Consider the following 14,437-nt stretch of genomic DNA (forward strand, 5'->3'; position numbering starts at 1 on the left):
TGCCGCGAATTAGAAGGCGTTATTGTTGTAGACCACGCGACCGGAGATTACCGTGGCTCGGTTTGTGCCGGCACCGTGGCGCACCAGTGTTTCCAATGTGTCTTCGATGCCGCGCGGCGTGGCCACGTACACCGGCACGTCGAAGAAGGCAAGATCGGCGGTGGCGCCTGCGTTGATCTGGCCGATACGGCCGGCCCCCACATGCATACCCAGTTCCGCCGCGCCGCCGAGCGTCACCATACGAATCAGACGATGGGTCAAATCGTCGCTCGTATACCCCTGTTCGCGCGCGAGGTCATAGAGCATGGCCACATCCTCCAACACATCAAGACTGGGGGAGCTGGACAGCGAATCGGTGCCCACGGCCAAGAGATTGCCCTCTTCGAGATAATCGCGGATCGGTGCGTCTCGCCCGGTCACCGTAATGCGATTCGAACGCGGGCAAAGCGCCACGCCCACGCCGCGCTGGCGCAGGATGCGACGATCCTCCTTATCGGCCCACACGCCATGCGCGATATGCACGTCGGGGCCGAGCGAGCCAAGCTGATCAAGGAACTGGATGGCTGACGCGCCCTTGCCGGCCTCCTTAAGCTCCTGATAGCTGGTCCAATCCTGATCGCGCCATTCGACCGCCGAATACGTGGACAAGCTGGTATCGCGTTCGCCGGCCTCCATCGGGGTTTCGGCCAGATGAATATGCAAGCGCATATCAAGCTGACGGGCGATATCAGGCAAATCCACGAATGGTGCGGTTTCCAACGTATAGGGGGCATGCGGGCTGATGCCGATGCTGGGCAGTTCCTCCTGGCGCATATGGCCCAAATGGGTCACCAGCTCGGCGATGCCCTCGGTTTTCCAATCGCTGTTGCGCCAATCCATCACCTCCCAATAGGCCACGCCATGCATACCCTGCGAGGCAAGCGCGCCGGCCGCCTCCGGATTGGTGACGATATCGGCCGCCGCAGTGGTGCCGGATTGCACCAGCATACGTGCGCCCTCTTCAGCGGATTCCTTCCACGATCCCGTTTCGCACAGCCGCGCGTATACCGGGTTGAAGCCCTCCTCCCATTCGTGAAAGCTACTGTAGGTGCCACGGCCCACGTCGGCCATATTCGTATATTGCAGGTGCGTATGCGCATTGATCAGACCGGGAGTTATTACGCCGTGCCAATGATGTTCTTCGATACGCCCACCCTGGGCCATATCCTGTTTAAGCGTATCCAGCACCCAGCGGCGGGTGCCGGCATGCACCACGCGACTGCCGCTGACCGCCACGGCACCATCGAGCAGCACCGGCCCGGTGATGGGGATGATCAGTGGCGCGCTATACAGCGTTACCTCCTGCAATGGTGCGGGATGGGCGGCCGCATACAACTGGTCGAACGAATCGGTGGTCACAGCGTCTCCTTGAATCGGGTGAGTGTCCAATCGTACCCGTTGTCGGCCACGGCATGGCTGGCATGGTAGCCGCGCGTTTCGAGCGCGACTGTGGCGATGCGTTGATCGGTGACCTCATCCAGACGGTGCAGTCCGGGTTCCAGCGCGCCCCGATGAGTAAGCAGATATGCTACGGCGCTCGCCTGCACGGCAAAGCTCAAATCCATGATTTCGATGGGATTGCCGCCGCCGGCCGTGTAATTCACGCCGTCGCCTTCCGATAGCAGCGTCAATATGGGGCCGTTCGGCACTGCGAGCGTGCGATGCGCGCAGCCGGTTTGATGGCGGAAGCCAGGAATATCATCAAGGGCTATTTCGTTGGCGATGCCGCCAATCACCGACAGTACGGCACCGGTGCGCATGCGCCGCATATGGTTCACAGTGATGGTATGGCGCGCGCCGGTGGCGGAGACGACCATATCGGCTTGGGGCAGTGCATCATCGATATCCTGTGCGGCGAACCCGTCAAATACTGCCTGCAAGGCGGCCACAGGATTCGTATCGCAGATGATCACATGCGCACCCAACGCTCGCACGCGCAGTGCAAAGCCTTTGCCGACCGGACCATAGCCGATTACGGTCACCTGCGCGCCGTCGAAAGCGTGCGCGCCCAGTATTTCCTGCATGGTGGTGACGCAACTTTCGCCAGTGCCATGGGTATTGTCGAATCCGGTTTTGAGGATGCTGTCGTTCACGGCGATTACCGGGAAATCCAATGCGCCGGCATCCTGCATCGCTTGGAAGGCGCGCACGCCACTGGTGGTCTCCTCGGCCACACCAATCAGCTGCTTCATCAGTTCCGGACATTCCGCCGCAGCCAAACGGGCGAAGCTTGCACCATCATCGATAATGATGTTGGGGCGAATCCTGTCCAGCAGTCGCAGCGCGCCCTGATGCGTTTGCTCGGCCGTCCATGTTGTATCGGCCTCAACAACAATTCCTTCGCGCTGCAACTGGTCGGCCACGCGCTGATCGGTGTCGGCAGGGTCGGCGAATACCCCGACAATGGCGCCGGCCGCCTTGAGTTCGCGCAGCAATACGGCTGTTTTCGGCTCCAGAATCAGGCAGACGGCGATTCGCGCGCCGGTGAAATCCACGCCATCGGCAATCAACGTGCGCATCAACCCGCGCAGCACCGGCATATGACGATGCGCATGTTCCATCGCCTCCAAACCTGACAATGCGCGTGCGTCAGGAATCTGCTCTGCCGGGTCGGTGGCGGATATCGTGAAGGGGTGCGAATGGATTGCCAGTGAGTTGTTTGCGTCCGTATCATCACACACCATGCCCCATTGTCGGGCCTGCGCGACGAATTGTTGGTCAGCGTTGGCCGGGGGCGTAAAACGTGCACCCGCAAGGGAACGATTGGTGCGTTGCGAATACGCGCACGCCCACGCGGCAAAATCACAAGTCGAAGGCTGCTCAGTCATACGCCCCATCATAGGGCGTGGCAAACGCAGTCGTATCAGTGCCGGGAAAGGCCGAGGGCGTTGAGTGCGTCGGCGAGGGTGCTGACTTCGACCAGTTTGAGGCCCGGAATATCAATTGCCTTGCGTGGCGTGGGCACCACGGCAACAGTAAAGCCCAAACGTGCCGCCTCGCGCAGACGATGCTCCATACGCGGTGCCGGGCGCACCTGCCCGGTTAAGGAAATCTCGCCGATGGCGCAAGTGGTACGTGCAATCGGCGTGCGCTGCGCGGCGCTCGCCAACGCGGCCACAATGGCCAGATCGCAGGCCGGCTCCTTGGCCTGCCCACCGGCAATCGTGGAAATATACAGGTCATTGGCTAAGAGATTAAGCTTGCCATGGCGGTACAACACCGCCACCAGCATGGCGATGCGGCTTGAATCAACGCCGTTGACCGCGCGGCGGGGCGTAGGCAAAACGGAATTGGTGACCAGCGCCTGCACCTCGATTGGCAGACTGCGGTGACCATCCAGCGTGAAGGTCACACATGTGCCCTCTACCGGCTGAGCGGCATCGCCACCGGGCTCCGACAAAAACAAGCCAGCCGGATCGGTCACCTCTTCGATGCCCTCGCCGCTCATATCGAAGCAGCCCACCTCATCGGTCGGTCCGAAACGATTCTTAATCGCCCTGAGCATCCTGAGGGCGGTTTCACTATCGCCCTCGAACTGGCAGACCACATCCACCAAATGCTCCAGCGTGCGAGGTCCTGCAATCGAACCATCCTTGGTCACATGACCCACCAGAAACACCGGAATATCCAAGGTTTTGGCGGTATCAATCAGCGCGCTCGCCACCTCGCGCACCTGCGTGGAGCCACCGGAAATGCCATCGACCTCCTGGGAGACAATGGTTTGCGCCGAATCGACAATCGCCAGTGCCGGGCGATTCTGCTCAATCAATCCCAAAGCCGTGGCCAAATCGGTGGTGGAAGCCAGCAGCAGGTTCGATTCCACGGCGTCGATGCGTGTGGCGCGCAACCGCACCTGCGCCTGCGATTCCTCGCCGGAGATATACAGCACTGTGCCGCCGCTACTTGCCACTTGGCGTGCGATATTGCCGGCCGTCTGCAACAGCAGCGTTGATTTGCCGATGCCAGGTTCGCCGGCTATCAGCGTCACCGAACCGGGCACCACGCCACCGCCCAGCACACGATCGAATTCCGTAAAACCGGTGGCCAGTCGGCGCACGCTTTCCGTGCCTACTTCGGTGATTGGCCTGGCTGCGGCGCGAGCGGTTTGCGGCACTATGGTCGACTGCGTGCGCGAGGTGCGACCCGGTGCCGCCGTACGTGTGCCGGCGGACGGCCGAGCCTCGTGAAATTCCTCCACCGTGCCCCACTGATTGCATTCAGGGCAGCGCCCGACCCATTTCGGACCGCTCCAACCGCATTCGGAACACACATACTGCACGCTTGATTTCGCCATGCTCCCAAGCCTAACCCGTTTCAGTGCGGTTCGCCCGATTCACAGAATATTCACCCATCCGCGCCGCTTATGGCCCTGTGAATTGGGGCCAGCGTCACAAGGCTGTGAGAGAATCAAGGGCATGTCTAACGCTGAGAATTCTTCGACTACGCAGTCCCATGGCAAGTTGATCGCAGTGGTCGTCGCCGCTGCGGTGGTGATTGTTCTGGCGGTGCTTTCCGCCTTCGTGTGGCCTGGCTGGGCCATCAAGAAGAATGACACCACTGCTGAGACGGGCCAAAGCCAAAGCCAGACGCAGAACCAGCAGTCCAGTGAGCCGACCACTCCGACCATCGATGCCACCGCACTGCCGGACGATGCCACCGAACTACTCAAGGCTATGCCGGACAGTGTGCTCAATTATGCGCGCACCAAGGCCGACGCCTCCACCAACTGGAGCTCGTCCTCGCCGCTTGAGGAATACACGTTGGTGTATTCCACCGGCGACACCGCCAAGGATGTGACGTTGATTGCCGCGCAGTGGTCGTCCGCAGACAATGCCAAAACCCAATACGATGCGTTGGTCGCCGCGCAAACCGGCGAAGAGCAAGCCTCCGGCAATGTGAAGGTCTCCGGCAATACCACCGGTGCGTATGTGGTCAAGGCCGATGCCAACGATGACAGCAAGTCCGTGGCCATCTGGCAGAACGATACCGTGGTATTCCAAGCCACTGGTACGAAGGAAGCGGTCAATCGCTTCTATCAGCAGTTCCCGATGTGACGGATGTGCTGCATATGTTGTGTGGATATGTCGGGTGCTTTGTCTCGCTAAGACATACCGATGATGCTGTCGCGCAATGTGTGTAGTATTGTGCAAGTTGCAACTTTTACGATTAATCGGAATGGAGGCTTCAGATGGGTTCCGTCATCAAGAAGCGCCGCAAGCGGATGAGCAAGAAGAAGCACCGCAAACTGCTGCGTAAGACCCGCCACCAGCGTAAGTAGTCTTACCTGCAATCAAGGCATGGAAAACCCCGGTCAGCATTCGCTGCCGGGGTTTTCGTTTACCTGTGAGACCGCATCACTTGTTGGAGTTGGTCATGACGCGCGGGCCGTTCGGGTCGCCCACGATCACCTTATCGACCATGTTGAGGAACAGGCCGTGCTCCACAACGCCCACCATATTGATGAGGTCCTCGGCCAGATCGGTCGGATGCTCAATCTTCTCCAGGTGCAGGTCGACCACGAAGTTGTTCTCGTCGGTGCGCACCTCCTTGCCGTCGGCGTCAAGGCGCAGCACAGGGTTGTAGCCCTTGGCCTCAAGCTTCTTGATCACATGGCCGGCACCGAAGGGGATCACCTCGACGGGCAGCGGGAACTTGCCGATGGTGTCGACCACCTTGGACTCGTCCACGATCCACACGATCTTGTTGGAGTTGATGGCCACGATCTTCTCCCACAGCAGGGCAGCGCCGCCGCCCTTGATGCCGTTGAAGTTGGAATCGACCTCGTCGGCACCATCGATGGTGATGTCGATGTGATCCACGTCGTCAACGTCCACGATCTTGATGCCGTAGCTTTCAGCCTGGGCCTGGGTGCGGCGGGAGGTGGTCACGCCGGTGAATTCAAGGCCTTCCTCCTGATGACGGCGGCCAAGTTCGTCCACGAGGAACTTGACGGTCGAACCGGTGCCGAGGCCGGCGATCATGCCGTTCTCGATGAGCTTGGCGGCTTCGATGCCGGCCGCCTTCTTCAGGGCGTCCTGCTGCGCCTTATCCATGATGGTCTCCTTACCTTACCTTGCACGCTGTTCTGCGCACCTGCGCGGACTTGCAACAGCAACTGCGGTGTCCGCGCAGTCCATCCTTATCCTAACTCGTATTGAAGATGTTGTGAACGATGTAGTGCCATCGTGTCCGATTTATGTGCGAATATGTGCGCTTATTGGTGCGTGTGGGATGGTCGGGACGGTTGTAGTAGCTGGAACACGGGACAGGCTGGAATGGTTCAGGAAAGGGACCGCTCGGCGATTGAATCACCAAGCAGCCGCAACTCAGCCTCTACTGAATCGCAACTCAGCCACGAACAAACGGTGCCGCTTCAAGCGTCATATTGCCGTCGCCGTCCACAAAGCCTTCCACGCGGATAAATCCGGTAATGGGCATGGGCTGCCCGTTGTAATACGGGCTGGTTTTGGGGGCGGGGGAGAAGCGGAGTGAACCGGAAACCGTCAGTCCCGATGCCGGTGTGGAAGCTGATGGTGCTGCAGTTGAGGTGGGCAAACCGGCGTCGGACGGCGATGCGGATTCGTTCGGTGATGTGGGCTTGTCTGATGTGGCGGTGCCGGATTTCGATGCGACGTCGGACGATGACGATGGTTGGGTCGAAGGTTGTGAGGGCTTGTCTTCCTGCTGCTGGGAAGGATAATCCGGCACGCCCTCCGGCTCGGCGAGCAGGTCGGCAACGGATCGGGAGCGGGATTCCGTATGCTGTGCGGCAGGCGGGACCAGGGTGTCGGCATCGGCTTTGCCGTCAAGCACCAGCTGCACGTCGGCCGGCACATCGGTTCCCTTGGCGTACTCGGAGCCCAACAGCGACTGCCACCCCTCGATCGGTAGATAGCCGTCGCGTGCGCCCGAACGGCAATCGCCCGCATAGGTGCGCGCAAGCTCGTCCACCAGCTCGTTGCCCGCGTTGCCGGCATGGCCCTTCACCCATTTGAACTTCACGGGGCCGGGGCGACGAGAGATTTCGGCATCGATGGCCTTAATTAATTCAACATTCTTGACCGGTTTTTTCTGTGAATTCTTCCAACCGTTGCGCTTCCACCCATTAACCCATGTGGTCGAGCAGTTGATCGCATACTGCGAATCGGATTCGATAAGCAGCGGCTCAGAACCGGGGTGCGCACGCAATACCATCAGCACCGCGCACAATTCGCCGATCTGATTCGTGCCATTGGTGGCGCCGCCGGCGTCATAGCCATGTTCATCATGCTCGTGGCCGGGCATATTGCCGGCACCCGCATTCTTAGCATGATCGGCCCAGGCCCATCCCATAGGGCCATTGGGGTTGCCCAGTGCAGAGCCGTCCGTGGAAACCACAATCTCGTCAGTCATGCCCACCACCCTACGGGCGGGGCGCGAAATTGACCGCCAGCAGCGATACGAAGCAATAAAGCGATATGAAGCAATGCAAAAAGGGGAGGCCCCAGAGGAGCCTCCCATGAACGGTGATTGAGTTTCAGATCAGGCCAGTGCCTTGTCGACGACGACCGTGGCCTCGTCGAGCACCTTGTCCAGCGCCTCGGGGGAGACGAAGGATTCGGCGTACACCTTATAGATGTTCTCGGTGCCGGAGGGACGGGCCGCGAACCAGTTGTCCTTGGTGGTGACCTTCAGGCCGCCGATCTTCGCGCCGTTGCCCGGTGCCTCGGTGAGCTTGGCGGTGATATCCTCGCCGGCAAGCTGGGTGGCGGTCACGTCGTCGCCGGTGAGGGCGGCGAACTTGGCCTTCTGCTCCAGCGTGGTCGGAGTGTCGACGCGCTTGTACCAGCTTTCGCCGAAGCGGGCCACCTGATCCTTGTGCAGTTCGGCCGGGTTCTTGCCGGTCTTGGCGGTGATTTCCGCAGCCAGCAGGTCGGGGATCAGACCATCCTTATCGGTGGTCCACACGCGGCCATCGCGACGCAGGAAGCTCATGCCGGAGCTTTCCTCGCCACCGAAGGCGACTTCGCCCTTGAACAGCGGATCGACGAACCACTTGAAGCCCACCGGCACCTCGACCAGCTTGGCGCCGATGGAGGCGGCCACGCGGTCGATCAGGGAGGAGCTCACCAGCGTCTTGCCGATACCGGCGCCTTCGGGCCAACCCGGGCGGTTGCCGCCGAAGAGGTATTCCACGCACACGGCGATGTAGTGGTTCGGGTTCATGACTCCCCAGTTCGGGCACACGATGCCGTGACGGTCAGCATCCGGGTCGGTGCCGCCGACCAGATCGTACTTGTCCCAAGCGCCGGCGTTGAGGGAATCGACCAGGCCCTTCATTGCATACGGCGAGGAGGGATCCATACGAATCTTGCCGTCATGATCGATGGTCATGAAGCTCCAGGTCGGATCGACCTCAGGGCGCACCACATCGATGTTGGTGCCGTACTTCTCGTTCATCAGCGGCCAGTAGTTCACCGAAGCGCCGCCGAGCGGATCGATGCCCAGACGCACGCCGGAGGAGCGGATCAGGTCGAAGTCGATCACGTTCGCCAGGTCGGAGACATAGTGGTCGCGATAGTCGAAGCCTTCCACCAGGTCGGACTTGATGGCCTGCTCGTAAGGCACGCGCTTGATGTTCTTATAGTCGGCGAGCAGCTCGTTGGCGCGAGCGGCGATCGCGTTGGTGGTTTCGGCCGGAGCCGGGCCGCCGGTGACGGGGTCGTACTTGAAGCCACCGTCGGTGGGCGGGTTGTGGGAGGGGGTGACCACGATGCCGTCGGCCAGGCCTTCGCCTTCGAAGCGCTGGGTGCCGTCGGCGGCACGGTTATGGGTCAGGATTGCCTGAGAGACGACCGGGGTGGGCACGTAGTCGCCGCGGGAATCGACGCGCACGTGCACGCCGTTGGCGACCAGCACCTCGATGGCGGTCTTCTGGGCCGGCTCGGACAGGGCGTGGGTGTCGCGACCGATGTAGAGCGGGCCGGTCACGCCGGCAGCCTTGCGGTATTCGGCGATGGCCTGGGTGATGGCGACGATGTGGGCCTCGTTGAACGAGGTCTTCAGGGACGATCCGCGGTGGCCGGAGGTGCCGAAGATAACACGCTGTTCGGCGACCGCTGGATCGGGGACGAGGTCATAGTACTTGCCGATAACCTCATCGACATTGATCAGATCTGCTGGGGTGGCGGGCATGCCCGCATTTGTTGCTACCATGCACCCGATTGTACTCGACTTTTCGGATGCGGTGTGTAACGAAATGTCGTTTTTTGTGCGTTGTTGTGTGAGAATGTGTCGTTATCGTATCGGTTCAAGAAGAGCTGTGGTTTCTGCGAAGTCGCTGGTGGCGTTCTGAGCGGCGGCTTGCGCGGTTTTTTCCAGTGCCGAGGCGGCAGGCACGCGCACAATCAACGCGCGGCGATCAACGGAAAAACGGATATGGCGTGTCTCAGGCAGCATATCGCCGTCCACCTGCGCTTTGGCGGGCTTCTCCAACAGCACTTCGGCGCTAACACCTTGGATTTGTTCGACGGTGGAATTGGTGGAAAGCGGATTCTGCTCCGGCTTGCCGGTGATGGTCTGATGCAGCACGTCGCCGAACAAGTTGGCCCAGCCTAAGATGCCACCAGTGGTGTCAATCACTTCGAAATCAAGCAGGCCGTCGTCATAGGAGGCGGCCGGCATCAGGGAGAAGACGGGAATCTGGCCGCAGTTGCCGGCCATCACCGTGCGGAAATCAAGGTTTTTGATGGAATGTGTCGAGCCGTCCCTGCTGGTGATGGTCAGGGCACCGCGGTAGCGCGGGGCGAACAGGTTCTTCACGCCACCCACGAAATATGCCAGCCAACTGATATTGGCCTTCAGTTCGGGGTCGGTGTCGTCGATCATCGCCGCGTCGAATCCGATGCCGGCGATAATCAGGAAGGCGTGGCCGTGATCTTCTTCGGGGTGGTCAAGCAGTGTGAGGCGACCCATATCCACCAAGCGTGAGCCGTGGGAAGTGGCCACGGTAAGCGCCGCATCAATATCGTCCACAGGAATGCCCATATTGCGGGCAAATAGATTACCGGTGCCGATCGGAATAATGCCAAGCGCATGCCCGGTGCCGGAAACGGCGGAAGCCACCGTGCGTACCGTGCCGTCGCCGCCCACCGCAATCACCACGTCGGCACCTGCGTCCAATGCCTCCAGCGCGCAGGCGCGACCGTCCTTATCCAGCTGTGTCTCATAAAAGTGGATATTCGTCAGCCCTTTGGTACGGCAGAACTCCTCGATATGCAACCGTTGCGCCGCTGCCTGCGGCTTTGAAGGATTGACGATAAACGCGTAATGCACCTCATCATCCTTGCGCTTGTTCAACGCTGCGGCCAGCCTACGGCGACGGTGCAGCCGGCCAGCCAAAGCAATGGCGGCAGCCACGACCACAATGGCCACGACAACAAGAACAACAATAAGTGCAGGATGAGGCATAGTTTCCTATTGTTGTCAGTCTGCAGGCCACCTTGGCCCCAGCTTCGCCCGACGTGAACATTTCCTGCACTTGTTCCGGGCAATGCACGCCGTGCGTGTCGGCTTACGGCGGTAGGCTATGAGCCATGCTTGATATTCAATTCATTCGTGAACACACCGATATCGTCAAGGAATCCCAACGCAAGCGCGGCGAGTCGGTTGAGCTCGTCGACGAGGTACTTTCCTCGGACGCCACCCGCCGTGAAGCCCTGAAGGCCTTCGAACAGGCCCGCGCCGAGCAGAAGGAAATCGGCAAGAAGGTCGCCGCCGCACCAGCCGACGAAAAGGCGAAGCTCATCGCCGAAACCAAGGAACTGGCCGCCAAGGTCTCCGAATACAAGGCCACCGCCGACGCGGCCGCCGAAGAATACACCACCGCCATGTGGAAGCTGTCCAACGTGGTCGAGCCCGAAGCCCCCGAAGGCGGCGAGGACGACTACGTGGTGGTCAAGAAGGTCGGCGAAATCCGCGACTTCGCCGCCGAAGGCTTCGAGCCCAAGGATCACCTCACCCTCGGCCGCGGCGTGGCCGGCATCGATATGGAGCGCGGCGTGAAGGTCGGCGGCTCCCGCTTCTACTTCCTGCGCGGCATGGTGGCCCGCATGCAGATCGCCATGCTCACCATGGCCGTCGACCAGGCCGAAGAGCACGGCTTCACGCTGGCCATCACCCCCACCCTGGTGCGCCCCGAAGTCATGCGCGGCACCGGCTTCCTCAACTCGCACGCCGACGAAATCTATCGTCTGCGCGAACCCGATGAGCAGTACCTCGTCGGCACCTCCGAAGTGGCGCTCGCCGGCATGCACGAGAACGAGATTCTCGACCTGTCCAATGGCCCGCTGCGTTACTGCGGCTGGTCCTCCTGCTACCGCCGCGAGGCCGGCGCCGCCGGTAAGGACACCTCCGGCATCATCCGCGTGCACCAGTTCGACAAGGTGGAAATGTTCGTCTACACCAAGCAGGAGGACTCCTACAAGGAGCACGAGCACCTGCTGGCCATGGAACAGGAGATGCTCGCCAAGGTCGAGGTGCCCTACCGCATCATCGACACCGCCGCCGGCGATCTGGGCTCCTCCGCTGCCCGCAAGTTCGACTGCGAGGCGTGGGTGCCGACCCAGGGCCGCTACCGTGAGCTGACCTCCACCTCCAACTGCACCGAATACCAGGCCCGTCGCCTCAACATCCGCGAACGTACCGAAGACGGCTCCACCCGCGCAGTCTCCACGCTGAACGGTACGCTGGCCACCACCCGCTGGCTGGTCGCCATCCTCGAAAACCACCAGCAGGCCGACGGCTCCATCGAAATCCCGAAGGCCATGCGCCCCTACATGGGCGGCCGCGAGGTCATCGAGCCGACGAAGTGGGAGGCCTGAGTTCGTTCGTGTCCTCTCGTCAGAGGGAACACTTACAATGAACCTTCGTGCGTGTACGCGCACGAAAAGGACAGATGTCTGAGCGGTCTAAAGAGACGGTCTTGAAAACCGTTGAGGGGCAACCCTCCGCGAGTTCGAATCTCGCTCTGTCCGCCGAATACCGGCAAATCGTTGGCAGCAGCCCTACGGTTTGCCGGTTTTTGTGTATTGCGTTGCGAAGGCTGCTGTGCTGGAACGTTGGTTGAAATTGACGTTGGAATACGCAGAGACTGAGACGATGGGGATTGAAAGGCTTATGACTACCACTCTTGAACAGCGCGCGATTGGTGCTCTGACCGGACTTGCCATCGGCGATGCGCTGGGCATGCCTACGCAAAGCATGTCGCCGCGCGATATTGCCCATTATTACGGCGGGCCGATCACCTGCCTGGTCGACGCCGTGCCTGAACAACCCATCGCGCCCAGTATGAAAGCCGGTGCCGTTACCGACGATACGGAACAGGCCTTCCTGCTTGCCCAACGGCTGATTGCGGATCGCGGCGATTTGGACAACAACGCCTATGCCCATGATCTGCTCGCTTGGGAGGATGCCATGCGAGCCAAGGGATCGCTTGACTTGCTGGGCCCCTCCACCAAGGCCGCACTGAAAGCACTGGCTGAAGGAGTCAGCCCCGAACTCACCGGACGTTTCGGCACCACCAACGGCGGTGCCATGCGCGCCACACCGGTAGGCATCGCCTTCGCGCCCGGTGCATCGTTGGCACAGGAGGCGCGCCGTTCGTGCTATGTAACCCACAACACCACGCAGGGCATCGAAGGCACCATGCTGGTGGCTGCTGCTGTCAGTTATGCCTTGGAAGGTGACGCCAATCCTCTGCAATCCGCCATATCGTTCGTGAACGATCACCCTGCGCAAGGGTATTGGTCGGCAAAAGCTTCCGTACTGGTCCGCACCGAACGTCTGATGGATTGGCTGGATTCAAAGGGACGGCACGTGGACGACGAGCGTTTCGCCCATATGCTGCGATACGAAATCGGCACCAGCGTGGAAGCGAACGAATCAGTGCCGTGCGCCTTCGCCATCGCCGCACGGTTTGCCACCGATCCTATGCGCGCGCTGTGCTTTGCCGCTTCGCTCGGTGGCGATACCGATACCATGGCCGCCATGGCCGGCGCAATGCTGGGCGCGCAGTATGGCAGTGATGCCTTTGATCAAGCGATTGCTGCGCAAGTACTCCGCCAACTGCAGCAGGACAATGGGCTCGACCCCGCGCCCGTGGCGCAAGCGCTGTGTGCCCTGCGTTCCGCGCATATTGGTTCCGCTAGTTCAGCTAGCCAAGATAGTGAGTAAGTGAATTATGGGCACTGTTATTTCTTTGGGGCAGATCATCGTGGATGTCACGATGCAGGTATCCCGTGTACCTTCGCCCGGCGAAGACCTATTCGCCGATGGCACGGCCATGCGGGTAGGTGCCAGCTACAACACGCTTCACGCGGCGCGTTGCATGGGTGCGCAGGCGGTGCACGGCGGCATCATCGGCACCGGCCCGTGGGGGCGTATGGTCGCCGATGCGCTCGCTGCCGATGGCATCCGGCATGATGGGCCTATTGATCAGCTACGAGACACCGGTTTCTGTGTGGCTTTGACGGATCAGGCGGCCGAACGCACCTTTATCTCCACGCGCGGTGCCGAAGCAGCCGGAGGCGTGCATACCTTCGATGGCATACATCCCCGCTCCGGTGATGTGGTGCATATCAGCGGCTATACGCTTGTTCACCATACTGCGGATGGGCTGTCGGCATTTTTGGAACGAACTTCGCCTAGTAATCGAGCATTCACCGCGGTATTCGACCCGTCCCCGGTGATCGGGCAAGTGGATAACGAGCGTTTCGCTCAATTGGTGGCGTATCGTCCAATCTGGTCCTGCAATGGACGCGAGGCCGGATTGCTGGCCGCACGATTGGGCATGGGTGAGTCCGTGGATATGGGTGAGCTTCCGAATGGCATCGGCAATGGCGATACTGCCGATGCTGCTGCCAATGTTGTCAATGCTGATGACGCTATCGGTGCAGGTGCAGGTGCTGCTGTCAATTCCGGTGACGTCGTCAATGCCGCCGATGCTATCGATGTCGCTGCCGATGCTGCGGTTAATGCTGTCAATTCCGGCGACACGGTCAATACCATCAATGCTGTGTCGGTTACCCGACTTGCTACCTTGCTGGGTGCGCCACTAATCGTGCGTGTTGGGGCAGCAGGCGCGTGGGTGGTTGACGAGCCCGGCCGCCCCGCTGCGCTGGTAGCTGGCTTCCCAGTGCAAGCGGTGGATACCAATGGTGCGGGGGACTGCCACACGGGTGTGCTATGCGCCGAACTCGCCTCCGGCCGCTCACTGCGCGAGGCTGTGCTGCTGGCAAACGCAGCCGCCTCCATATCCGTCACCAAACACGGCCCCGCTACCTGCCCCACACGCGCAGAAGCTGAGGCATTGTGCGCGAATCATTTCTCGATTTAAGGTGCCGGCGACCTGTCCCACGCT

The 14,437-nt window shown here is 60.8% G+C and carries 12 protein-coding genes and 1 tRNA gene; 6 read left to right on the forward strand and 7 right to left on the reverse strand.

Going from position 1 to position 14,437, the window contains the following annotated elements; all coding sequences use genetic code 11:
• Positions 1-9: 9 nt before the first annotated feature.
• Genes G1C95_RS11640 through radA form a run of 3 tightly spaced genes read right to left on the reverse strand, consistent with a single transcriptional unit; the run spans position 10 to position 4,333 of the window.
• Complete coding sequence (locus G1C95_RS11640) at positions 10-1,398, reverse strand: amidohydrolase family protein (protein ID WP_169173124.1); 1,389 nt, start codon at positions 1,396-1,398, stop codon at positions 10-12.
• Positions 1,395-2,867 carry an adenosylhomocysteinase gene (locus G1C95_RS11645; protein WP_169173125.1) on the reverse strand — a complete coding sequence of 491 codons (1,473 nt, stop codon included), beginning with the start codon at positions 2,865-2,867 and terminating at the stop codon, positions 1,395-1,397. The genes G1C95_RS11640 and G1C95_RS11645 overlap by 4 nt, the downstream gene beginning before the upstream one ends.
• A gap of 35 nt (positions 2,868-2,902) precedes the next feature.
• Complete coding sequence (gene radA, locus G1C95_RS11650; protein WP_169173126.1) at positions 2,903-4,333, reverse strand: DNA repair protein RadA; 1,431 nt, start codon at positions 4,331-4,333, stop codon at positions 2,903-2,905.
• A gap of 121 nt (positions 4,334-4,454) precedes the next feature.
• Between radA and G1C95_RS11655 the strand changes: the two genes are divergently transcribed.
• Positions 4,455-5,093 carry a hypothetical protein gene (locus G1C95_RS11655; RefSeq protein WP_169173127.1) on the forward strand — a complete coding sequence of 213 codons (639 nt, stop codon included), beginning with the start codon at positions 4,455-4,457 and terminating at the stop codon, positions 5,091-5,093.
• A gap of 134 nt (positions 5,094-5,227) precedes the next feature.
• Positions 5,228-5,317, forward strand: a complete 90-nt coding sequence (locus tag G1C95_RS11660) for a 30S ribosomal protein bS22 (protein ID WP_004268639.1) — start codon at positions 5,228-5,230, stop codon at positions 5,315-5,317.
• A 76-nt stretch (positions 5,318-5,393) separates the two neighbouring features.
• Here G1C95_RS11660 and rpiA read toward each other — a convergent pair whose 3' ends face one another.
• The 4 genes from rpiA to G1C95_RS11680 all read right to left on the reverse strand — a co-directional run bounded on the left by rpiA (position 5,394) and on the right by G1C95_RS11680 (position 10,488).
• Positions 5,394-6,092 carry a ribose-5-phosphate isomerase RpiA gene (gene rpiA, locus G1C95_RS11665; RefSeq protein WP_169173128.1) on the reverse strand — a complete coding sequence of 233 codons (699 nt, stop codon included), beginning with the start codon at positions 6,090-6,092 and terminating at the stop codon, positions 5,394-5,396.
• Positions 6,093-6,387: 295 nt separating this feature from the next.
• Positions 6,388-7,371 carry a ribonuclease H family protein gene (locus G1C95_RS11670; RefSeq protein ID WP_240947554.1) on the reverse strand — a complete coding sequence of 328 codons (984 nt, stop codon included), beginning with the start codon at positions 7,369-7,371 and terminating at the stop codon, positions 6,388-6,390.
• A 189-nt stretch (positions 7,372-7,560) separates the two neighbouring features.
• The gene (pgm, locus tag G1C95_RS11675; RefSeq protein WP_169173130.1) at positions 7,561-9,234 is read right to left on the reverse strand and encodes a phosphoglucomutase (alpha-D-glucose-1,6-bisphosphate-dependent); all 1,674 of its coding nucleotides are present in this window, start codon (positions 9,232-9,234) and stop codon (positions 7,561-7,563) included.
• 81 nt (positions 9,235-9,315) lie between these two features.
• The gene (locus G1C95_RS11680) at positions 9,316-10,488 is read right to left on the reverse strand and encodes a diacylglycerol/lipid kinase family protein (RefSeq protein ID WP_169173131.1); all 1,173 of its coding nucleotides are present in this window, start codon (positions 10,486-10,488) and stop codon (positions 9,316-9,318) included.
• Between the two features lie 125 nt (positions 10,489-10,613).
• Between G1C95_RS11680 and serS the strand changes: the two genes are divergently transcribed.
• The 4 genes from serS (at position 10,614) to G1C95_RS11700 (ending at position 14,413) form a co-directional block, all read left to right on the forward strand.
• Positions 10,614-11,900: a serine--tRNA ligase gene (gene serS, locus G1C95_RS11685; protein ID WP_169173132.1), complete on the forward strand. Its 1,287-nt coding sequence runs from the start codon at positions 10,614-10,616 to the stop codon at positions 11,898-11,900.
• A gap of 68 nt (positions 11,901-11,968) precedes the next feature.
• A tRNA-Ser gene (locus tag G1C95_RS11690) sits at positions 11,969-12,053 on the forward strand.
• Between the two features lie 142 nt (positions 12,054-12,195).
• Positions 12,196-13,251 (forward strand): ADP-ribosylglycohydrolase family protein, encoded by a 1,056-nt coding sequence (locus G1C95_RS11695; RefSeq protein ID WP_240947553.1) that lies wholly within the window; start codon positions 12,196-12,198, stop codon positions 13,249-13,251.
• 7 nt (positions 13,252-13,258) lie between these two features.
• Positions 13,259-14,413 (forward strand): PfkB family carbohydrate kinase, encoded by a 1,155-nt coding sequence (locus G1C95_RS11700; RefSeq protein ID WP_169173134.1) that lies wholly within the window; start codon positions 13,259-13,261, stop codon positions 14,411-14,413.
• The last annotated feature ends 24 nt before the right edge of the window (positions 14,414-14,437 follow it).

It is taken from the genome of Bifidobacterium oedipodis (assembly GCF_012932425.1).
GTDB classification, from domain to species: Bacteria; Actinomycetota; Actinomycetes; order Actinomycetales; family Bifidobacteriaceae; genus Bifidobacterium; species Bifidobacterium oedipodis.

Excerpts from the sequence above, each read along its gene's own strand:
- G1C95_RS11645 (WP_169173125.1), bottom strand. The coding sequence starts at position 2,867 with ATGACTGAGCAGCCTTCGACTTGTGATTTTGCCGCGTGGGCGTGCGCG.
- radA (WP_169173126.1), bottom strand. The coding sequence starts at position 4,333 with ATGGCGAAATCAAGCGTGCAGTATGTGTGTTCCGAATGCGGTTGGAGC.
- G1C95_RS11655 (WP_169173127.1), top strand. The coding sequence starts at position 4,455 with ATGTCTAACGCTGAGAATTCTTCGACTACGCAGTCCCATGGCAAGTTG.
- G1C95_RS11660 (WP_004268639.1), top strand. The coding sequence starts at position 5,228 with ATGGGTTCCGTCATCAAGAAGCGCCGCAAGCGGATGAGCAAGAAGAAG.
- rpiA (WP_169173128.1), bottom strand. The coding sequence starts at position 6,092 with ATGGATAAGGCGCAGCAGGACGCCCTGAAGAAGGCGGCCGGCATCGAA.
- G1C95_RS11670 (WP_240947554.1), bottom strand. The coding sequence starts at position 7,371 with ATGGGATGGGCCTGGGCCGATCATGCTAAGAATGCGGGTGCCGGCAAT.
- pgm (WP_169173130.1), bottom strand. The coding sequence starts at position 9,234 with ATGGTAGCAACAAATGCGGGCATGCCCGCCACCCCAGCAGATCTGATC.
- G1C95_RS11680 (WP_169173131.1), bottom strand. The coding sequence starts at position 10,488 with ATGCCTCATCCTGCACTTATTGTTGTTCTTGTTGTCGTGGCCATTGTG.
- serS (WP_169173132.1), top strand. The coding sequence starts at position 10,614 with ATGCTTGATATTCAATTCATTCGTGAACACACCGATATCGTCAAGGAA.
- G1C95_RS11695 (WP_240947553.1), top strand. The coding sequence starts at position 12,196 with ATGACTACCACTCTTGAACAGCGCGCGATTGGTGCTCTGACCGGACTT.
- G1C95_RS11700 (WP_169173134.1), top strand. The coding sequence starts at position 13,259 with ATGGGCACTGTTATTTCTTTGGGGCAGATCATCGTGGATGTCACGATG.